General features: G+C 37.1%; 18 protein-coding genes. 12 read left to right on the plus strand and 6 right to left on the minus strand.

Features of this window, described 5'->3' with window-relative positions:
- The 8 genes from ACTJJH_RS10680 to ACTJJH_RS10715 form a co-directional block, all read left to right on the plus strand.
- The coding region (locus ACTJJH_RS10680) for a type I secretion C-terminal target domain-containing protein (protein WP_440601119.1) at nucleotides 1–1919 on the plus strand (1919 nt) is incomplete at its 5' end.
- A 132-nt stretch (nucleotides 1920–2051) separates the two neighbouring features.
- Nucleotides 2052–3578 carry a TolC family outer membrane protein gene (locus tag ACTJJH_RS10685; RefSeq protein ID WP_032036054.1) on the plus strand — a complete coding sequence of 509 codons (1527 nt, stop codon included), beginning with the start codon at nucleotides 2052–2054 and terminating at the stop codon, nucleotides 3576–3578.
- The gene (locus tag ACTJJH_RS10690; RefSeq protein ID WP_032036052.1) at nucleotides 3575–5707 is read left to right on the plus strand and encodes a type I secretion system permease/ATPase; all 2133 of its coding nucleotides are present in this window, start codon (nucleotides 3575–3577) and stop codon (nucleotides 5705–5707) included. Before ACTJJH_RS10685 ends, ACTJJH_RS10690 begins: the two co-directional genes overlap by 4 nt.
- Nucleotides 5704–6894: an HlyD family type I secretion periplasmic adaptor subunit gene (locus ACTJJH_RS10695; RefSeq protein ID WP_032036049.1), complete on the plus strand. Its 1191-nt coding sequence runs from the start codon at nucleotides 5704–5706 to the stop codon at nucleotides 6892–6894. Before ACTJJH_RS10690 ends, ACTJJH_RS10695 begins: the two co-directional genes overlap by 4 nt.
- Nucleotides 6895–7657: 763 nt before the next feature.
- Nucleotides 7658–8536, plus strand: coding sequence for a MetQ/NlpA family ABC transporter substrate-binding protein (locus ACTJJH_RS10700; RefSeq protein WP_002118503.1), 879 nt, complete (start codon nucleotides 7658–7660; stop codon nucleotides 8534–8536).
- A 239-nt stretch (nucleotides 8537–8775) separates the two neighbouring features.
- On the plus strand, nucleotides 8776–9489 hold the full coding sequence (locus ACTJJH_RS10705; protein WP_440601120.1) for a DUF4882 family protein: 714 nt from the start codon (nucleotides 8776–8778) through the stop codon (nucleotides 9487–9489).
- Nucleotides 9490–9943: 454 nt separating this feature from the next.
- Nucleotides 9944–10273 (plus strand): hypothetical protein, encoded by a 330-nt coding sequence (locus tag ACTJJH_RS10710; protein WP_262728327.1) that lies wholly within the window; start codon nucleotides 9944–9946, stop codon nucleotides 10271–10273.
- A gap of 139 nt (nucleotides 10274–10412) precedes the next feature.
- Nucleotides 10413–11156, plus strand: coding sequence for a hypothetical protein (locus ACTJJH_RS10715; RefSeq protein ID WP_141314374.1), 744 nt, complete (start codon nucleotides 10413–10415; stop codon nucleotides 11154–11156).
- 40 nt (nucleotides 11157–11196) lie between these two features.
- On the opposite strand, the gene ACTJJH_RS10720 is transcribed toward ACTJJH_RS10715, so the two are convergent.
- On the minus strand, nucleotides 11197–11349 hold the full coding sequence (locus tag ACTJJH_RS10720) for a phosphoglycerate mutase family protein (RefSeq protein WP_141314074.1): 153 nt from the start codon (nucleotides 11347–11349) through the stop codon (nucleotides 11197–11199).
- A gap of 6 nt (nucleotides 11350–11355) precedes the next feature.
- Nucleotides 11356–12177, minus strand: coding sequence for an ROK family protein (locus ACTJJH_RS10725; protein WP_440601121.1), 822 nt, complete (start codon nucleotides 12175–12177; stop codon nucleotides 11356–11358).
- 790 nt (nucleotides 12178–12967) lie between these two features.
- Here ACTJJH_RS10725 and ACTJJH_RS10730 point away from each other — a divergent pair.
- The gene (locus ACTJJH_RS10730) at nucleotides 12968–13522 is read left to right on the plus strand and encodes a TetR/AcrR family transcriptional regulator (protein ID WP_032004387.1); all 555 of its coding nucleotides are present in this window, start codon (nucleotides 12968–12970) and stop codon (nucleotides 13520–13522) included.
- Nucleotides 13523–13664: 142 nt separating this feature from the next.
- Here the strand turns inward: ACTJJH_RS10730 and ACTJJH_RS10735 are convergent, their stop codons facing one another.
- Nucleotides 13665–14282: a TetR/AcrR family transcriptional regulator gene (locus ACTJJH_RS10735; protein ID WP_032004388.1), complete on the minus strand. Its 618-nt coding sequence runs from the start codon at nucleotides 14280–14282 to the stop codon at nucleotides 13665–13667.
- 77 nt (nucleotides 14283–14359) lie between these two features.
- Here ACTJJH_RS10735 and adeD point away from each other — a divergent pair, with 77 nt between their 5' ends.
- Nucleotides 14360–15484, plus strand: a complete 1125-nt coding sequence (gene adeD, locus ACTJJH_RS10740; protein WP_440601122.1) for a multidrug efflux RND transporter periplasmic adaptor subunit AdeD — start codon at nucleotides 14360–14362, stop codon at nucleotides 15482–15484.
- A 9-nt stretch (nucleotides 15485–15493) separates the two neighbouring features.
- Nucleotides 15494–18607: a multidrug efflux RND transporter permease subunit AdeE gene (adeE, locus tag ACTJJH_RS10745; protein WP_440601123.1), complete on the plus strand. Its 3114-nt coding sequence runs from the start codon at nucleotides 15494–15496 to the stop codon at nucleotides 18605–18607.
- Nucleotides 18608–18685: 78 nt separating this feature from the next.
- On the opposite strand, the gene ACTJJH_RS10750 is transcribed toward adeE, so the two are convergent.
- Both ACTJJH_RS10750 and ACTJJH_RS10755 read right to left on the minus strand, forming a co-directional pair.
- Nucleotides 18686–19291, minus strand: a complete 606-nt coding sequence (locus ACTJJH_RS10750) for a nitroreductase family protein (protein WP_440601124.1) — start codon at nucleotides 19289–19291, stop codon at nucleotides 18686–18688.
- A gap of 37 nt (nucleotides 19292–19328) precedes the next feature.
- Entirely contained in the window at nucleotides 19329–20111 is a 783-nt protein-coding gene (locus tag ACTJJH_RS10755; RefSeq protein ID WP_284090221.1) for an SDR family NAD(P)-dependent oxidoreductase, read from the minus strand.
- Nucleotides 20112–20234: 123 nt separating this feature from the next.
- On the opposite strand from ACTJJH_RS10755, the gene ACTJJH_RS10760 reads away from it, so the two are divergent.
- A complete protein-coding gene (locus ACTJJH_RS10760) occupies nucleotides 20235–20801 on the plus strand; it encodes a TetR/AcrR family transcriptional regulator (protein ID WP_101664735.1) in 567 nt (188 codons plus the stop codon).
- Here ACTJJH_RS10760 and ACTJJH_RS10765 read toward each other — a convergent pair.
- The gene (locus ACTJJH_RS10765) at nucleotides 20798–21955 is read right to left on the minus strand and encodes a glycerate kinase (RefSeq protein ID WP_284090222.1); all 1158 of its coding nucleotides are present in this window, start codon (nucleotides 21953–21955) and stop codon (nucleotides 20798–20800) included. The genes ACTJJH_RS10760 and ACTJJH_RS10765 overlap by 4 nt on opposite strands.
- Between the last annotated feature and the right edge of the window lie 213 nt (nucleotides 21956–22168).

Consider the following 22168-nt stretch of genomic DNA (forward strand, 5'->3'; position numbering starts at 1 on the left):
AGCAACAAGTGACGGCAACAGTTCAACCGGATGGCAGCTATACAGCAGAAGTACCGGCAGGCTTTGCTGATGGCGAGTTAACAGTTGAAGCAGAAACAGTGGATCGTAACGGTACACCAGTCAATGCTGAAGACAGCCTTGTGAAGACCGATCATGACAATGATCCATCTACACCGGATCAAGGTGGATTAGACCGAGTTGACGGATCGATTTCTGTTGATATTAATGACGCAGATAGCACCAAAATTACTGGTTCGACAGAAGATGTTGCTCCAAATAGTAAAGTAACTTTAGAAATTACTAGTATTGATGAAAATGGTGAAACATTAACATTTACTGAAGAAGTATTTACGAATGCTGACGGTGAATATAGTTACACTTTAACTACCGCACAAGGAAATGCTACGGAGATTGTTGCCACAGTTGAGGATCGTAATGGTACTGAACTTCAAGATAATGATCAGTTAGAGGCTGTCATTAAAGCAGAGCCAACTGCAGATGTTAATAATGGTGATAATAATGTAGTTGGTTCCTCAGGTAATGATGTACTTGCAGGGGATACTGGAGGTTTAAAAACCAACTTTGTTGCTGGGCAAGATTATAATGTTTCTGTTGTATTAGATTTGTCTGGCAGTATGCTGTGGGCAATGAATGGTACAAGTAATCCACCAGCAGGTGAATCTCGCTTAGCAATTGCCATTAAAGGTCTTAAAGCCTTTATTCAGCAAATGACTGATCATGATGGCGTGATTAATTTACAAATCGCTTCGTTCTCAGCAAATGGTAGCGTTGGGAATGGTTATAACCAAGTTTTCTTAAATGTAGGTAGCGATAATATAAATCAAATATTCACTTATCTTGATAGTCTACAAGCAGGTGGTGGTACTTATCCAGAAGGAGGATTTAATAAAGCTGTAGATTGGTTTGACGATATCTCTACTGCTGATTTTGAAAATCAAACTTATTACCTTACAGATGGAGAACCAAACAGTTCTCAATCAACTTTGGACAATGCATTTGCCCCATTAGCTGAGCAGAGTAAAGTTTTTGCAGTAGGTGTAAGTAGTTCAATTAGCGATAGTACGGTTTCTCGTTATGACAATACTGATGTTAATGGAAATAAACTTTCTGGTGATTGGAGTGGTACTAATCATGGTGAAGCAAAAGCGATTGCTGATGCTGATAAACTGATAGCTTATTTAATTGGTGGTTCTGAAAACTTTATACCAGCTGATGTTGGCGATGATACTGTTAAGGGCGGTGCTGGCGATGATGTTCTGTTTGGTGATGCGATAAACACGGATCATTTAACTTGGACTGGATATGACCCTCTTCAATATCCTAAATATTCAGGTTATTCAAAATTAATTGCCTATTTAAAAGCTGAAGTTACAAATGGTGCTGAACCAACCCAGCAAGATATTTATGATTATGTAAAAGATAATTTCCATGACTTTGTTGCCGCTGATGCTGCTGATCCTGCGACTAAAGGAGGGAATGACACGATTTATGGTGGTGCTGGAAATGACATTATCATTGCTGGTGCAGGTAATGACGTTATTTATGGTGGTTCAGGAAATGACATTATTTCGACTGGTCGAGGTGATGATACCATTATATATGATTTATTAAATGCAGCAGATGCTACTGGAGGGAATGGTACTGACACTTGGGTAGATTACGAAGCTAATGACAAAATTGAATTTGGTTCAGATTTTTTTGAGGGTTTATTAGCAGATAAAAGTAATTTAGGTGATTATATAACTGTTGTCGATGATGGTAATGGTAATGCCACAGTTCAGGTAGACCGTGATGGTAATGCTGGGACACATAATATGTCTGATCTATTAATTATTGAGAATCAAGCTGGCTTAACCCTACAAGATTTACTCAATAATAATCAGATTATTATTGGTTAATTAATGAAAAGGTTATAGGTCATAGATCTATAACCTTTTTTATTTCTATTTTATGTTGATTAAAAGATTATTTATTTGAAGATTCTTTAATTTAATAATCCATAATCGATGGATTTAATATAGTTTTCTAAAATGGCACTAATGAAATCAAGATTAGGGTGGATTTTATTTTCTCCTTTCTTTTTATTTATAGTAGATACTCATGCAGATACATTTAAGAGTTATTTGAATGCTGCGAAAAATCATTTGAGCCAATATTCTATAAAAGAAACAGAAAATGATTTTCTAAAAGTAAGTATTCAAAAGTTGAGTGATTTTAGCTTAGAAGAAAGATCAAGTCTCGAGGCTTTACCATTAGTGACTTCTTCAAATATATCAGAGAAGAATTTCATGAGAGAAATTCCAAGTGAAAATTTAAGATGGGAACAACAAGAGCTGGATTTTACTAAGGCCATACATCAAGCTTTACAGCATCGTCCAGAAATTACTCAGAGCATATCTACTATCGCTGGACAAAGCGCGAGTATTGATGTGGCTAGAGCTGCATATTATCCTCAAATATCGGGTGGAATTACTACAGCTGATTTAACTTCAGGAGAGCGAGGAAGACAACTTTTTACGATTTCAGCATCTCAAATGTTATATGATTTTGGAAAAGTTAAAAGCTCTGTTGATATTGAAAAAGCTAAATTAATTCAAGAACAAGCAAACACTTTGGCAAATATTGATGATATTGCTTATCAAACAGCAAATGCCATTGTTAATATTAAACGCTATCAAGAAATTTTACGTATAGCGGATCAACAAATTAATGGTATAGCACGTATTGCTGAAATTGCAAATCTACGTGCAAATGCGGGTATTAGTAGTCAAGCAGATCCTGTACAAGCACAGTCGAACTTAGAAGCTGCTGAGTCGAATAAAATTGTTCAAGAAACTCAACTTAAACAGTATCAACAAAAATTACGTAATTTATTGGGATATAACGTTTCAAATTTAGAAATAAATATTCCTGAATATCTAGTGAAAAATGCAGGTCTTTATGATGAAACAGAATTTACATTAATTCCAGAAATGATGGCTGCACAAGCTGCAATACAAGTTGCTAAATATAGAAAAGAACAAACGAAGTTAAGTAATTATCCTACTATAAATATTAAGGGAAGTTTAAGTCAGGCATTAAATGGTAGAAATCCAAATAATAATAAAGATGATGGTTTTTATAATTCTATAATGCTAGAAACAACGAGTGATTTTTTTCAAGGTGGGGCTACACGTTCCAAGGAGCGCGCTGCAAGTTATGCTGAAGAAGCGGCAAAAGCAGAGTTAGACTCCGTATATTTAGATGTATCAGATCAAGTACAGCTTATTCGTCAAGAAATAGAAAATAAACAGAGACAAATTCAGGTTCTTAGAGAACGCCAAAATTCTACGATTCGTACAAAAGAGCTATATCAAGAGCAATATAAGTTAGGTACACGATCCGTTGTTGATCTTTTAAATGCTGAACAAGCTATTCATAGCGTAGCTCAAGAAATAGAGACTGCTCGATATGATATTTATTCCGACTTAGTACAATTCATTAAAATAACTGGTCGTTCTCGAGATTTATATCGTTTAAATAATACATCTATTCAAGGATTCCAAATTCAGCCATGAGCAATGTAATTAATTATCAGCCATGGCTTCAAGCCATTTTAGTTGTTGCCAAACATTATCTTATTGATCCATCGGAAGAGAAGCTCAGACTTCAATTTGACTGGCATCAGAACCAAACAATAGATGAAATTTTAATATTGGCGTCACGCCAAATTGGAATGAATTATCGTAAGGCCCAGTTAAACTTAGACGAAATTAGCCCATGGCATTTGCCTGTTATTGTTGAAATGAAAGATGGCCAAGTGGGTGTACTAGATAAAATTGATGCGAATCAAAATTTAAGTGTTCAGTTAAGTGGAGATCAAGGTTTAGCGCAAGTATTTACATTGGATGTTCTTAAATCGCATGTAATTAATATTTATATTTTACGACCCGAAAAATCTGTGCCAGATGCCCGTATCGATGAATATATAAAACCATATGAAGCAAGCTGGTTCTGGGCAATCATTTTACGTGACTGGAAAAGATATATAGATATTATGTTTGCTTCTTTGGTTGCAAATATTTTGGCATTAGCAACTATAGTTTTTTCTATGAATGTGTATGACCGAGTTATTCCTGCTCAATCTGTACCAACCTTGTGGGTATTAGCAGGAGGAGTATTGATAGCAGCGATATTTGAATTTAGTTTGCGTGTAGCTCGTATTTATTTATCTGATATTTTAGGAAAACGCGCTGATTTAAGTATTTCAGATTTGGTATTTGGACATGCGTTAAGAATAAAAAATAAAGAGCGTTCTAAATCAACAGGCACGTTCATTTCACAAATTAGAGAGTTAGAAGGTGTTAGAGACTTAGTAACATCAACAACAATATCAGCAATTGCTGATTTACCATTTTTCTTCTTGTTTCTTATTATTTTTTGGTTGATTGGCGGGAACTTGTTTTGGGTAATGTTAGTTGTAGTCCCACTCATGATTATTCCTGGTATTTTAATTCAAAAACCATTGGCGAAATTAGCTTCAGAAGGAATGCGAGAAAGTGCAATACGAAATGCTTTGTTGGTTGAATCTGTTCAAGGAATTGAAGATATAAAGTTATTACGGGCTGAATCACGATTTCAAAATCAATGGAATCATATGAATGAGGTTGCAGCTGATATTTCAATGCGCCAACGTAAGTTAGTTGGCATTATGATGGCATGGACTCAAAAAATACAAGGTTTAGCTTTTGCAATTGTTGTACTTGTCGGTTGTTTTACTGTTATGAAAGGCGAAATGACAACTGGTGCGTTGGTAGCTTGTTCAATTCTTTCATCTAGAATGTTAGGGCCTATTGCACAAATCTCGGGGGTATTAGGGCGTTTACAGCAAGCTAAAGTTGCTAAAACTGGTTTAGATGAACTTATGAAAAAGCCAGTTGATCAACCTCCTCACACACATCTCATTCAGAGGCCTGCATTATTCGGAAATTATGAATTAAATCAGGTTGAATTTAGATATAGCCAAACTGATGGAAAACCAATATTAGTAATTCCGAAGCTTACTATTAAAGCTGGGGAGAAGATTGCAATTTTAGGACGTAATGGTGCAGGAAAATCCTCTTTATTACAGTTATTAGCTGGTATGCAAGAGCCTCTACAAGGTCAGATTAAGCTTGATGATATTGTTTTAGGTTTAATTGATCCATTAGATATACGTCGAGACGTAGGTCTTTTGAACCAAAATTCTCATTTATTCTTTGGCTCAATTCGAGAGAACTTAAAATTAGGAGCGCCACTAGCTACTGATTTAGATATTTTAAAAGCATTAAATCTCTCAGGAGCATTAGATTTTCTACAAGAGAAAAAGGAAGGTTTAGATTATCAAATTTTAGAGGGTGGAGTTGGTCTCTCTGGTGGACAAAAACAAGCTTTATTACTGGCTCGGCTGTTGATTAGAAAGCCTAATATCTTATTACTAGATGAACCTACAGCTGCTCTTGATGATGTTTCAGAAAAGCAATTTATTGAACAACTTCAGAGTTGGTTAGGCAATAAAACACTAATTGTTGCTACTCATCGACAGGCAATATTGGAATTAGTTGACCGTGTAATTGTTATTAATAATGGAAAAATTGTAATGGATGGTCCTAAAGAGCAGGTTTTGAAATTATCTCAACCTAAGCAACAAATAGGAGCCAAATCATGAGTTATAAACAGTTAAATTTTTCCCTTCCTAATAAGAATAAACAATTAGGACAACCCTTACCTAAAGTTAGTCTATTTATATGGATTATCTGTTTTGGAGTTCTATTTCTACTAATGTGGGCTTGGTTATTTAAACTAGAAGAGGTCTCTACAGGCACTGGAAAAGTTATTCCTTCATCAAAAGAACAAACTATTCAATCTTTAGAAGGTGGGATTCTGACTAAACTTAATGTCAAAGAAGGCGAAATTGTTGAAAAGGGGCAAAATCTTGCACAACTTGATCCAACTCGATTTGCATCAAATGTTGGTGAGACAAAATCATTGCTTCTTTCTTCTAAAGCAACCGCTGCACGTTTAAATGCTGAAGTAAATGGAACAGCTTTAGTATTTCCAAAAGAAGTATTAGAAGTTCAATCACTTGTGAGTGAGGAAACGGCCCTTTATCACTCTCGACGTTCAAATTTAGAAGAGTCATTAGCTGGATTAAAAAAAGCTTTAGTTTTAGTACAACAAGAATTGGCAATGACTGAACCGCTTGTTGCTAAAGGGGCTGCCAGTGACGTTGAAGTATTACGTTTGAAACGACAAGCAACGGACTTAATAAACCAAATGAATGATATTCAAAATCAATATTTAGTTAAATCTCGTGAAGAATTAGCAAAAGCAAATACTGATGTGGAAACCCAATCCCAAATCGTAAAAGGTAAATCTGATACGCTTAAACGAGCAATTTTTAAATCACCAGTTCGTGGAATTGTTAAAGAAATTGATGTTATGACTATAGGAGGGGTTATCTCTCAAAATGGGAAATTAATGACAATTGTACCTTTAGATGAAAAACTTCTAGTTGAAGCTCGTATATCGCCAAGAGATATTGCATTTATTCGACCAGGTCAAGAAGCCTTAGTTAAAATCACTGCTTATGATTATTCTATTTATGGCGGCTTAAAGGGGACAGTTACAGTTATTTCACCAGATACTTTACGTGATGAAGTTAAACAGGATCAGTTTTACTATAGAGTCTATATTCGTACAGATTCAGATAAATTAACTAATAAAAATGGAAAATCCTTTAATATTACACCGGGTATGGTAGCTACTGTAGATATTAAAACAGGGGAAAAAACTATATTAGATTATTTGATTAAACCTTTTAATAAAGCAAAAGAAGCTTTAAGGGAAAGATAGTAAATCTCTTAATAATAAGAATTTTGCAGTGGATTTATTAAGTACCTTTGTTTTTTAATTTTTTGTAAGGAGGTGTAATTTAATATTGTAATTCGATTATTGTTTTTTATATTAATCTTCTTGATCAGCGCAAAGAAAAAGAAGTAATAAAGGCCCACCTTAAAGTGGGCTCTTTATTAAATTTAATGTGTATGTTTTATTACAATTTTATAGTTTTTATAAAATATTTTTGGGGATTAATTAATAGTTATTAGGCTGGATTTTAATAGAATCTATTCAAAAGTAATTTCGCGAGTTCGAATCTCACCGCTTCCGCCAGATTCTTAAAAAGCCATTGTTAATGACAAGGGCTTTTTTTACGCCTAGTGTCTACATTACAGTAAGATTTAGCTTAAATACTGCTAATAAATCCTGAAAATTTCATATAAATCAAATAAGTATATATTTTAACCAAAATTACTATATTTATATAATATATTTTTTATTTTCAATATCTTACCAATTAAGCTTCTATATATCAGAATTGAACAAGTTATTTGTAGAATATTCATTTATTGATATATGATGAGCCAATATTTAGAAACTGTTTCAAAACATAATTCTATTGTTCAGCGAGCAAGTTCAAGGAAGGAATGATGCTGAATTCAGTTTTCTAAACCCGATATCTGGAAATTATTTCCGCCCCAAAATTGTATTTTGACCCATTGGTTGGTAATGCCTAACTCTTTTGTAAGATAGGCGTTTCCTATTTTAGGATGTATCTATGAAAAAATTATTTAGTGTTTTGTTCAGCGCATCTGTTCTAACACTGACTGCATGTAATAAAGAACCTGCAAAAACTGAAAATACAGCATCAGCTAAAGACAAAACTGAGTCAGTTCGAACTATTAAATTGGTTTCAACAGGTTCAGACACTGACGTATGGAAATACGTTGCAACGCTTCCTGAAACTGCTCAAGCGGGCATTAAACTCGAAGTGACTAACCTGACTGACTATGTTGTATTGAATACATCTGTAGCAAGTGGCGAACAAGACGTAAATGCGTTCCAGTCATTTAACTATTTGGCAGCTTATAACTCTTCAAATACAGCTAAAGTTGCTGCTGTTGCGACAACTTATCTAGAGCCAATGGGTATTTATGCAAATAAAGTTAAATCTGTTGAAGAGTTCCCACAAGGCGCGACTATCGCGATTCCAAACGACACTGCTAACGAAGCGCGTGCTTTAACATTATTACAGTCTGCTAAACTGATTAAACTCAAACCAGACTTTGACCCTGTAAAAGGGACGACCAATGACGTCGTTGAAAACCCTAAAAACTTACAATTAAAACCAATTCAAATGACTACAGCAGTTCGTGTTAAAAACGATGTAGACGCGATTGTGTTAGGTAATACATTGGCACTTGAGGGTGGTCTCAATGTAATGAAAGATTCTATCTTCCGTGAGCCTATTGACCAGTCTACAAAGCTTTATGTGAATTTGTTGGGTGTTGCTGAAGCGAACAAAAACGACCCGATCTATACAAAACTTGGTGAACTTTACCACTTACCTAAAGTTCAAAAGTTTGTGAGCGAAAAATTCGGTGGTACAAAGGTTGAAGTGAACAAGCCTGTTTCTGAATTTGCAGACATCAAATAAGTAATTTTTTAATTTAAAATTATTTTTAAAAGCTAAGTCTCGGTGATGGGCTTGGCTTTTGTTTTATTTATTTTTAAAGGAAACCCAAAGTTATCGGAACTAGATTTATATTAATTTTAGAAGACTAGCTATCAAATAATTCTTAGCATACTTAACCTATTATCTCTTTATCTGAAAAATTTCTAAACCTTAAATTTTTACCATAAAATCAAAAATCAGAATAAAATTAAGGTGAAATAATGAAAAAAAATATATTGATTCTTAGCTTATTAATTATCAGTGTACAGAGTTGGGCCGAATGTAAAATTGGTGATTTAGAGATTGATCCAAGTGCTTCACAAACACCAGAAGGGACACCAAATCCAAGCAACTATATAACAATAACTGGACAGAAAGTGTTAACTAAGGCTTTGGCTAATATAAACATAGGAACACTGATAAAAACTAAATCTGATACCAATATTGCTCAGTCTAATGTTGTTGCTTTTGAATATATTTTCAAGAAACCAATAAATCTAAACTCAAATGAACTAGCTTCAGGATTTATCACGGGAACAAGTAATTATGACGGTATTGTTTTTGCAGCTCCAAGTTTTGGAAGTGCATATGGTTCACAGCAAAATTTGTTCATGAGTTCTATTTCTGGAAACATAACCCCAAATCAGACACAAAATGAAATTTTAGCAAATGAAACAGTGAGAGTTGGGATTTATTACAATCAAATCAGCAAGGAAATTGGTTATATTGTAAATGGCGTAGATAGGGGATACACATGGAGTTATACAACTCCATTAAGCAAAATTAAATTTGGTATTGCCATTGAAGAAGGGTTTTATACTTCTAACTCAAGTGCCCTTGGTAAAGAAATATCATATGAAATAGTTTCTGATCATTCAAAACTACAATTTACTTATCCAACAGGCACCACAGATATTTGTGGAACGCCTCTTTAAAATAAATTACATATCAAATACGCTGCCTCACTACTTTAGTTAGGCAGTTTTAAGGGTCTATTGAGTAATCTATTTTTTTTCAATAAGCATCCATTCAAACTCTACGGTCATCCATATTGGTATTACCATTTATACTCAATAAATAGTTAAACTCTTGCAAATATTCATAGATTTCAGGAGTGAGATTATATTTTTAGAGTAGTGGTGCTGATGTCTGCTGTGTTCGTAAATCTGAAAATATCTCGGCTAAATCTACTTGGATTGGTTCACTGGTCGTGCCTTGGGTTTATAAATAATTTAATTGAAAATGCTTCTATAGAACAGGGGCTTTTTATAGCTAAACTATAATAATTTATACATTCATTAATATCTAATATATTAAATACATAATAAGATATTTTTATAATATTATGAAAATTGGAAAGCTTTAGGAAAAATTTTAAGAATGTATTTAATGCATATTTGGACATTTAAGTCTATGAAAGAAGGCGAATCTTTATTCGCCTACCAAATACAAAAAGAATTTGCAGATATTTTAGTTTCAATTTTTGATCAGGAAACACTTCCATTTATTTCTGATCTTTCATATGTAGATTACGATTTATATAGTGACAGACAGCTTTATCAATTAATTAACGAATTTAAAAAACTAATTGAAATTTATACAGCTTTTATAGATGAAATTTCTAAAATAATAAGCTTTTTAGAAAAAGCTATTGAGTGTAATGAAAAAATTCTTTTTGATCCCTTTAGAGAATCTATCTTGGGCCTAAATATTTTTTGAATTTTCCTAAAAAATCAATACACCTCGTATGAAATGAATTAAGTATCTATAATAATGGGTGCATATAAAAATATATGAAGTTAAAGATTTAAAAATTATGATACCGGTACAGCCATTCTCTTTTTTCACAATTTTTCTGTTGTTTATTGTTCCATTAATTGGTGTTGTACTAACACTAGGCTTGTTGGTGAAAGCACTATTCTTTTGGCGAAATAAGGCTCAAAAGCCTGTTAGGTTTTTTTCTCGAAAGACATTATTCATTACCGTATTGGCACTAATATGTGACCTATGGGCAGGTTATTTATTTTATATGATTGCATCGGTAGGGTATGAGTTTGCACTTAAAGAGCATTATAAAGAAAGTCGCAGCCATTTCATTTTATCTCAAGATGCGCCATATGGAGAACTGTTGATTCCCAAAGGGAGCTTAATCAGTCGTTATGATGCTTTTGACAACGGTGAGCCTCAATTACCCTTGAGTTTACGGGGATTACAAGCTGTACGTTTTCCTCATCCTGTACAAGTCGCTGGAATGTGGGTAACTGCGATGGAACCTCCTCGAATGGAATTGGCATGGGATCAGCAAATAGGTCCAGTTATGCGCTTTGACCCTAATGAGGAAAATGGTTATGGTAAATGGGTTTACGATACGAAGCGTCCCACCATCACCTGTTCTCGTGGAGACATCGTGTTACTTGAAATTCCATCCATTCATTATGATATTGCAAAAGAATTTGGTAAACCTGAACCCGATGGACCCAATGCACGTTTTCGCCCGAGTGAATGGGGTGTTCAACAATGCGAAAAAGGTCAGGGGCCAATTAAAGTTAGTCCTGCATATACTGGTACTGCACCAAAGAAACCTTGGTTTCAACCTTACTGAAAAGCTCTATTCGACCTCTTTAAAGATTAGGTCAGTAATCTTATGCATTTACATGATCAATTTTAGGTAGTTGTGAACAGAGTGCTTGAGCTTGTTTATGTCCAAATTCACTTAAAGCAATTGAAGCATGCGAAAGGGTTTTTCTATTAATATTGGCTTCACTCTCAGCATGTCGGATCAGAAAAATACTCATATTATTTTATTGTTCAATTGCACGTATAGCACCTAAAGCAGCTACTTTTCTTCCCGCTTTTACTTTTGATATGTCGCAATCTTGCCAAAGCTCAGGAAGGCAGTTTTCTTTAGCAGACTTTAAAGCCGCGTCTAAATAACCGGGTAATTCTATTGTTCCTCCTCCTATTACTAATTGCGATGGATTTAAAAGATTAATAACAGTTGCTATTCCAAGACCTAAAGCTGTGCCTGCCTCTTCTATAACAGTTAAAGTTGCTTGATCTCCATTGTTAGCCATTAATGCTAGATTAGATGGGCTGAGTGCACATTGCTTGGCAATTGCTGAGCCACTTGCAACTTCATCTAAACGCTTAATTCCTTCATTACTTTTTACTGGTAAGTAACCTAGCTCACCAGCCCAACCACTAGCTCCCAGTAAGGGTTTTCCATTTATTATGAATGCAGCCCCAATACCTGTACCAATCATAATAATGCCGCTTGCGAGATGAGACGAGGAATCATTTAGTTCCGCATGCATGGCAGCTTTTACATCATTTAAGATAATTGTTTTACTACATAATAATTTTAATGCTTCATTTCCCTGCCAAGCTATAAATGCAGGGAGGACATCACAATTAACAATGTGCCCATATTCGTTAACTAGACCCGGCACTGCTAGGCTTATACTTTCGGGTTTAATTCCATGTTTTAAAATAAAAGATTGTAGGTGTGATATTAATTCTTCTGGGGTGAATGAAATTCCTGTACTAAATATCTCCTCAATTTCATCACATAATATTAATAATTTAGTACCTCCAAGATCTACACCAATTTTCTGTCTGTTCATCCCATGCCTTATGTAAAAATCATTTTTTTAAATTCTATCTCGTCTAGAGGATAGTGTTTTTATAATTATCAGTGTTTGTGTAATAACTTTTAAATTTAATTCAAATGAAGATCTATCATTTTCCTTATACTGAATATTCGCGTAAACATAACAAATAGTTGTTTACTAATTTTTCTGTTTTTATGCCTTTATAAACCCCCATTTAACAATAACTCACGCATTATTTATCCTTACTTTTTAATGATCTAAATTAAAACAAATGTCATTTTGTGTGCTTGACTGCAAAAGGGTTGGGCACTATTCTTTGCCTGCTGGCCACATTGCCAGCCGGTTTTAGCAGACCGTGTATTATCTCCCGCATCAGAGTTTTTCCTTCTGAGGAATAGTCTTGTGTGGTGAACTACTCGTTCCTTTCCCGTTGCGGTAGGACGGGAGAGGGACACCTTCGGGTGTGCTAGTTTGAGATAATACTAGTCTGCTAACCCTTTCTCGTTCTGCCACCATAATTCTATAAATGTCTGGCAGAACTCCCAATAAAAAGGAGTTGGCTTTGCACATTCTTAATTTCTTGGCAGCGACTGCCAAAGTCTATATCGATACAACTTAAACTTTTAAAGCAGTTTGATGGCCATTGGGCTTTTCAGGCTTTAAATCGTCACGACCAAAAAACTTAATCAACAATAAAACTTGAGATGTGCCACGCACAGTCTTTATGGCTTTGCTATGCCTTTTTTTCTCCCAAAAAAGTATCTCATTTATCTACAACAATAATTTTTATAACGGTAAAACTATGCCAAATTTAGTGATCTCCCCACGTGCCATACTAGTCGTAAATAAATCAATTGATCTGTTTCACCATCACGGATTTCATACGGTTGGAGTCGACAGAATTGTGAAAGAGTCTCAAATTCCAAAAGCGACTTTTTATCATTACTTTCACTCTAAAGAACGATTCATTGAAATCTGCATGATCGTGCAAAAAGAACGTTTAAAAGAAAAAGTAGTTTCAATGGTTGAATACACCAGTCAAACAAGTGTGATGGATAAACTTAAGAAACTTTATGTCTTACACACCGATTTGGAGGGGCTTTACTATCTATTATTTAAAGCAATTTTTGAAATCAAACTGACCTATCCAAAAGCCTATATCACCGCAATGAGATATAGAACATGGTTGCTTAATGAAATCTATAGTCAGTTAATAAAACTAAAAAAAGATGCTTCTTTTCAGGACGCCAAATTATTTTTATATATGATTGAGGGGACTATTATTCAGCTTTTAAGCTCGGGTCAAGTAGGGGATAGAGAGATGATATTAGACTGTTTTTTGAAGCAGTTTAAATAGGATGAATGAAGCATGAAAATATTCATGCTAAATCTGCTTAAATGAGTTTACTGGATGTTTCTTCAAGCCATTAATAATTGATACGACGTTTAAATGCCTAATTTTAAAAGCCCTTTTTATTATAAGGGCTTTTGTTGTGGGGCTATTCTTTATATTGCCATGCTTTTAAAAAGGTACGACACACTTCTTCATTTAACTGTTGTAGTTCTTGGGGAGTTGGAATGTTTCCACTAATCAACGTAGCGGGATATGCATATCCCATTACCGCACCGAGGAAAGCCTTTGTTGCTTCCTCTGGCTGATCAATTTTAACAATACCAGCATTGTGTGCAGTTGCAAGAATATCGGTTAAAGATCTTTTAATATTACCTTGAGTACGTTGCTGAATTTTAGGAAGAATTTCTTTCATTTCAACTAAGGCAATAATCAGCAATCTTTGCAGGCGAATGACGTCAATATGATAAAAATGATTTTGTACAGACTGTCCAATTTCTAACAATAATTGATCTAGACGCTTATTTTTCAATTCATGCTGCTCAATGAAAGGTGCTTCCATTTCTGCTTTTAAATGATCAAAGACTTCAATGAGTAACGCTGTCTTGGTCGGGAAGTGGTTATATAAAGTTTGTCGATTTGTACCGGCTTTCGTGGCAACAGCCTCTAAACGGACTTCTAATCCATGTTCTAGAAATAGTTCGCGTGCTGCAGCAATGATAGTAGGGCGAATTCGAGAGGGACGACCTGGAGATTTTTTTAACATATCGGTTTTCTTGCACATCTTATTTATTTACTTTACAGTAAAGTAAATAAATTGTCTATAAGTCTGGGGTCCCAGATATGCTTGATCTAAGTTTTAATTACCGTAAGTTTATATATTTATTGCCTTTATTTATTTTTTTGAATGGATGTGATTCTGATCAGCCTGCCCCTAAAAATATTCAGCAGGTGGGTACGATCACTATAAAACCAGAGACGATTGAATCTACCTATCAATTGGCTGGTAGAACGGTGGCCTCTGAAATTTCTCAGGTCCGTCCACAAGTCAATGGAGTAGTAATAGAGCAATTATTTAAGGAAGGCACGCAAGTAAACAAAGGGGCGCCACTTTATAAAATTGATTCATCACTCTATCGGGATAGCGTGGATGAAGCCGCTGGTAATCTTGCATTAGCAAAAGCCACTGTAAATTCGACTCGCCTTCAAGCCGAGCGTTATAAAGAATTAATTAAAGTAAATGGGGTGAGTCAACAAGAGCTTGATAATGCTCAAAGTGCATATGAGCAAGCGAAAGCGACTGTTGCCGTAAATGAAGCTGTACTGAAAACAGCACGAACCAATTTACGTTACACACAAGTTAGTGCGCCAATTTCAGGACGGATAGGGCGTTCATCTATTACACGTGGGGCTTTAGTCACCTCTGCTCAAACAGATCCTTTAGCAACGATTCAAAAACTGGACCCCATGTATGTCGACTTGACTCAGTCGAGTGATGAATACATGGCACTGCGTAAACAGCTTACTGAAAATGGAATAAAATCGACTGAACTTTCAGTACGTTTGAAGCTTGAGAATGGCACTGCCTATGCAGAACAGGGGACTTTTAAGTTTAGTGATGTTGCTGTAGATGAGGCGACAGGAAGTGTCACCTTACGTGCAGCATTTCCCAATCCCAATAATGCGTTATTGCCCGGCCTGTATGTACGGGCAGAACTTGGAACGGGAACACGTCCTAACAGCGTCTTAATTCCTCAAGGTGCGCTGTTCCGAGACGCAGAAGGAAATCCACTTGTTTGGATTGTTGGAAAAGATAATAAAGCCGAGCAACGAAAAATTACTCTAGGCGATGCAATTGATAATCGTTGGTTAGTGACCTCTGGCTTGAAAGCAGGAGATCAAGTCATTGTTGAGGGTCTGCAAGGCTTAAGTGCCGGCATGACGATTGAACCTACCCCAATGAGTTGAGGATTGCATATGTTGTCGAGTTTTTTTATTGCACGACCTATTTTTGCTTGGGTCCTCTCTATTTGTATTATGGCATTGGGGACGATTTCGATTTTAACGTTACCCATTGAACAATATCCTGACATTGCACCACCGGGTGTAAATGTTACTGCAAACTATCCGGGAGCATCTGCCAAAACTGTTGAAGACAGTGTTACCCAGATTTTGGAGCAACAAATTAAAGGGATTGATGGTCTACTTTATTTTTCATCGAGTAGTAGTTCGGCGGGTCAAGCACGGATAAGTCTTAGTTTTGATCAGAATACCAATCCTGACACTGCTCAGGTGCAGGTGCAAAATGCTGTGAATCAGGCACTGAGTCGATTGCCTCAAGAGGTTCAGCAGCAAGGGATTACTGTGACAAAGTCACAAGGCGATAGTTTACTGGTCTTTGCGCTTTACGATGAAAGTGGGACTAGATCTTCTGTCGACATATCTGACTATATGGTGAGTACACTGCAAGACCCATTAAGTCGGGTCGATGGAGTGGGTGAAATCACCGTATTTGGTGCTCAATATGCAATGCGCATCTGGCTTGATCCTCATAAATTAAACAGTTATGGATTAATGCCATCAGATGTTAGAACCGCAATTGAAGCACAAAACACTCAAATTACAGCAGGAGAATTGGGCGCATTACCCACGCGTGATGGGCAGGCTTTAAATGCAACAGTAACAGCATTATCTCGGTTACAAACCGTGAGCCAATTTGAAAATATTATTTTGCGGACACAAACCAATGGTGCGGTTGTATTACTTAAAGATGTTGCCCGAGTCGAGCGTGGTGCAGAGAGTTATCAGACTTCTACACGTTTGAATGGAAAGCCAGCTTCGGGTATGTCTATTCAACTTGCTTCTGGTGCCAATGCATTAGAAACGGCTGAACGAGTTAAAGCTGAAGTCACACGGTTAACTGCCTCTATGCCAGCGGGTTTAAAAGTTGCATACCCACGCGACAGTACGCCATTTGTAGAAGCTTCGGTAAATGGGGTGATTAAAACTTTAGCTGAAGCAATTGTTCTCGTCATTATTGTCATGTTCTTATTTTTGCAGAGCTGGCGTGCGACTTTAATTCCGGCAATTGCAGTTCCGGTCGTATTGTTAGGTACATTTGGTGTGTTGAGCGTACTTGGCTATAGCATTAATACACTGACTTTGTTTGCAATGGTACTCGCAATTGGTTTGCTTGTAGATGACGCGATTGTCGTCGTAGAAAATGTTGAGCGGGTTATGCATGAGCAAAATCTTGATGCTCGGCAAGCCACCCTAATTTCAATGCAAGAAATATCTGGCGCGCTCGTGGGTATTGCCATGGTACTCGCAGCAGTATTTTTACCTATGGCATTTTTTGGTGGTTCTGTCGGGATTATCTATCGCCAGTTCTCGGTAACGCTCGTATCGGCTATGGTACTTTCTGCAATTGTTGCTTTAACACTTTCACCTGCGCTATGTGCAACCTTACTCAAACCTGCAAATGAAAAACATAAGCAGAGAAAATTTTTTACTTGGTTCAACTATAAAGTAGAGCAAGGTCAAACAGGCTACCGCACAAAGCTAGTTGCTGTTTTAGGTAAACCCAAAGTCTTTATGGTCATATTCGTAGGTATTACAGCTTTGTTAGGTTGGCAATATACGCGTATGAATACGGGGTTTTTACCTCAAGAAGACCAAGGCTCGGTTATGGTTCAATTTAGTACGCCTGTAGGCACGACACTAGCTGAAACAGAGCGGGTTGGTAACCAGATTGCAGATTACTTTTTGACGAAAGAAAAGAATAATCTTAATGTTATTTTCATGGTGATGGGTAGAAATAACGCAGGCAGTGGTCAAAATGTGGGAATGGCATTTGCCGGACTCAAACATTGGGATGACCGAGAAGGTAGTGAAAATACAGCCGAAGCTGTGATTGCTCGTGCAAATGCACATTTTAAGTCACTGCGTAACGTACGTGTTCAGGTACTTTCACCCGCTGCTGTAAGAGGCCTTGGGCAATCTAGTGGCTTTGAATTTTGGTTGCAAGATGCTGAAAATAAAGGACGAGATGCTTTACTCGCAGCAAAAGATAATCTCCTAAAAGAAGCAAATGCTGATTCTGGATTAGCAGGGGTACGCTTAAATGGCTTAGATGATAAGGCTCAATTACAAGTCGATATCGATCAAAGAAAAGCGAGTGCGTTTGGATTATCTCAAGCTGATATTAGTAGTACTTTATCCTCTGCATGGGGCGGATCTTATATTAACGATTTCATAGATCAGGGACGTGTTAAGCGAGTTTATTTGCAAGGAGAGGCAATCTATCGTTCCTTACCCCAAGATATTGGGCAATGGTATGTTCGTGGTGCTACTGGTGAGATGACGCCATTTTCTAGTTTCTCTTCTGTGAAATGGCAGATGGGCCCTCAAATGCTGCAACGCTTTAACGGTCTTTCAGCCCTTCAAATACAAGGTTCTACGGCAGCTGGTGAGAGTTCTGGTGGGGCTATGGATAAGATGCAGCAGTTAGTTGACCAGCAACAAGGTTTTAATCTTCAGTGGAGCGGATTGTCATATCAAGAGAAACTAGCGGGTGGCCAAACGATCTGGTTATATTTAGCCTCAATCATCTTTATCTTTTTATGTTTGGCAGCACTTTATGAAAGTTGGTCTATTCCTGTCTCTGTCATGCTAGTTATTCCTTTAGGTCTTATTGGCGCTGTAGTTGCTGCAAGTCTGGCAGGTTTTGTGAATGATATTTACTTTCAGGTTGCTATGCTCACCACCATTGGGCTTTCTGCCAAAAATGCTATTTTGATTGTTGAATTTGCGGCAGCCAAGTTAGAGGCTGGTCAGGCATTAATGGATGCCATTATTGAAGGCGCTGGTCAGCGATTACGGCCAATTATTATGACATCTCTGGCTTTTGTTGCAGGTGTTCTTCCATTGGCTGTATCTACAGGAGCAGGGGCTGTTAGTCGAAAAGAAATTGGTATCGCCGTAACTGGTGGGATGATTTCGGGAACTCTACTTTCTATTTTCTTTGTGCCTTTATTTTTTCTTTTAGTTCGTCGTTTAACTAATAAGTTAAATACCAAAAAAGCCAAATGATTTTACAAAACAGAATGTCATTAACAATTAGGCCCTCATGCCATAAATAGCATGAGGGCCTAAAATCTGACTAAAAACTTAGAATGTATTTTGAATAATGACATCATCGTAAGGAAGTTTGCCCACACGTGGGTAAGGCTGAGATGCTGACTTACCAACGGCAATCATTAAACACACCACATGATCTTCGGGTAAGTTAATCAGCTTTGCCATTGCGTCAAAGTCAAAACCATCCATTGGGCAACTGTCTAAACCATGCTCTTGAGCAAGTAACATTAAAGTTTGAGCAAAAATACCCGCACTACGCATCACTTCGTCACGTTGGGTTTGTGGACGGTCACGGTAATATTGGTCAATTGCGCCAACCATAATATTTTGAACTTCCGGAGTCGCGCCATCCCATACACGCTTAGCATCAACTTCCCATGTATTTACTTTTGCACACAACACAATCAGTAATGATGACTCTGTAACTTGTGGTTGATCCCAAGCAATGGTGCGAATTTTTTGTCTTAACTCAGTATCTTCAATGATGACTGGACGCCAATGTTGTAAGTTAAAAGCGCTTGGCGCATTTGCTAAAACTTCTTGTAATAACTGCTTTTTGTTATCTTCAGAAAGTTGAAAAGCAGGGTCGAAGCGTTTAACTGCGCGGCGGTTACGGATGGCATCAATAACATTCATAAGATTTTCCTACTTAAGAGTTGGGTAGCGGTACTCGTTAGTTTTTATAACGTTGGGCTACATCAGCCGAAGAAAAGTTTGGTAGTAATGTGATACGTGATTTTTCAAAATTATTCCATTGATTTTCGTCTTTCAGCACAGGAATTGTAATCGTTTCTTTGCGGTCAAAACCAATCAGAGCCGCATCGACCAAATCATTGACATCCATTAATGGTGGGACTTGGCTTAAGTCAATGCCTGAACGCTCCCAAATTTCGGTTTTAGTTGCCGAAGGCAATACGGCTTGAACATGTACACCATGATCTTTTAATTCTAAATGTAAGCCTTGGCTAAAAAATTGGATGAAAGATTTACTTGCGCCATAAATGGTAGAACCTAATTCAGGAGCTAATCCAAGCACGGAGCCTAAATTAATAATGGCACCTTTACCTTTATGTATAAGTGATTGCGAAATTGCATGAGACAAACGAACAACCGCAGTCATATTTAAACTAATGAGTTTTTCAATATCTTTAATATCTTGAGTTAAAAAGGTTCCGTTTAGTGCAATGCCAGCGTTATTTACCAAAATTTCAATATCAGCATCGTTTTTGAGTACATCTTCAATCTTACTAATGTCTTGATCATTCGATAAATCGGCTTGAATAAACTCGACTTGTACGTCGTATTTTTCTTGAAGGTCTTTTGAGATTTTATCTAGACGGTTTCTGTCTCGTGCAACCAAGATTAAGTTATGGCCACGTTGAGCAAATCGGTCTGCATAGACAGAACCAATTCCTGACGAAGCTCCTGTAATAAGTACTTTTGATTGAGCTGACATGTGATGTCTCCACGCTTTAATTTTTTAGATGATGATCATAATCTAAAATATATAATTTTTGATGTCAATCATAATCAATGTATAATTGTGACGAGTAGGGTGAGTAAAAGTGGGTAGGCCAAAATGAAAGTCAGTAAAACTCAGGTAAAAGAAAACCGAGAAAAAATTGTCGAAAAGGCGACTCAACTGTTTCGTAACAAAGGCTACGACGGTGTCGGCATTGCTGAATTAATGTCTAGCGCAGGCTTTACTCACGGTGGGTTCTATAAACATTTCAGCTCTAAAACAGACCTTGTCTCAATTACTGTTAAACATGGGCTTGAGCAGGTTTTAAAAAGAATAGAAGGCTTAAACTTAACTCAATTTATTCAGCTTTATGTGTCTCGTACTCATCGAGACAATCGAGATTTGGGCTGCACCTTAACAGCGTTATCTTGTGATGCTGCAAGACAACCAGACGAAGTAAAAGTCGAATTTGAAGAGGGCATTGAGCAACTTATTCAGTTCATTATGAACGAACGTGCAAAACAAGTTTCTTTGGAAGCGCCAGAGTTGAGAAAGCAAGCTATTAATATTCTTGCTCAGTCTGTAGGGGCAATTGCCTTGTCTCGCGCATGCCCAGACCAATCTATCCTTAGCGATGAAATATTGGAAAGTTGTAAAGAGAGTCTTTTAAAGTTAGCCGATTAAACTTTTTTATCTCTCAAACTGGTTTGGCTAAGCTGAATTAACCTCGCAATATCCACTGTGCGCTCATAAATGAGTTCTGCTGCATGTTCGCAGGCTTGTTCTAATGTGATGGGGCCATTTGTTAGCGAAAAAGCAGTTGTAACGCCGTGCTCATAAAGCGCTTGGTAGCCTTGGCCTAAAGTTCCTGCAATCACAATGACAGGGATGCCATGAGCTTTTGCAATTTGGCTTACCCCAAAAACTGTTTTGCCGCTTAAGGTTTGCTGGTCAAATTTACCTTCGCCTGTAATGACCCAATCTGCGTTAGAAATTTTATGCTCAAGCTGATTCAGTTCAGCCACGACTTTAATTCCAGCTTTAAAATCTGCATTTAAATAACTTTTGGCTGCAAAGCCCAAACCGCCAGCAGCACCAGAACCTGCTTCCTCTCGTTTGTCGAAACCTAAAAGTTGTGCCGAGACATCGGCAAAATGGGCAAGGGCTGCATCGAGTAACTGTACTTGAGCAGGGGAAGCCCCTTTTTGTGGACCAAAAATATGAGATGCGCCGTTTGGACCGCAAAGTGGATTGCTCACATCGGCAGCCAGTAAAAACCGCGTGTGCTGAATACGAGAGTCGAAATGTGTTAAATCAATGTGTGATAGGTTGCCTAGAGCGATGCCACCTGCGGGTAAAACCTTTTGGTTAGCATCGAGCAAAACAGCACCCAAAGCACTCAGTAATCCTGTGCCGCCATCGTTAGTCGCACTACCGCCCACAGTTAAAATAATGTCTTTTGCACCTGCGTCTAAAGCATCCAAAATGAGTTGGCCTGTTCCAAACGTTGTGCTGTGGCAAGCATCACGCTCAGCCGGTGAAACTAACTGTATGCCGCTCGCTTGAGCCATTTCAATGATGGCGATTTTTTGTTTTTCTAACCAGCCCCATTTTGCTTGAACAGGCTGACCTAATGGCCCAACCACAGTTTTTTCACGCCATTGTCCTTCGCAGACTTCTAAAACAGCTTCAATAGTTCCTTCACCACCATCGGCCATCGGGCATAAAATCGTTTCTGCATGAGGAAAAACTTCTTGCCATCCTTTGGCAATGGCCTGAGCTACGTTTAAAGCAGATAAGCTGTCTTTAAATGAATCAGGGGCGATCACAACCTTCATAAGTGCTCTAATGTGGATAGATTTTTAATTGTTTTATACTGCTTAGTCCCAAAAAACCATACATAAAGACATGTAAGCATCAATTATAAAGAGTTTCTCTTCTGTTAAAAATAAAAGCCAATAATGTTTTGATCTGTAAAAGGCAGAGTTTCTATCTTTTTAACTCATTGTTTTATATGTTTTTCTATAAATAGCGCCGTTGGCCTAAATGAT

Source organism: Acinetobacter sp. 22301, assembly GCF_052045285.1.
Taxonomy (GTDB): Bacteria; Pseudomonadota; Gammaproteobacteria; order Pseudomonadales; family Moraxellaceae; genus Acinetobacter; species Acinetobacter pittii.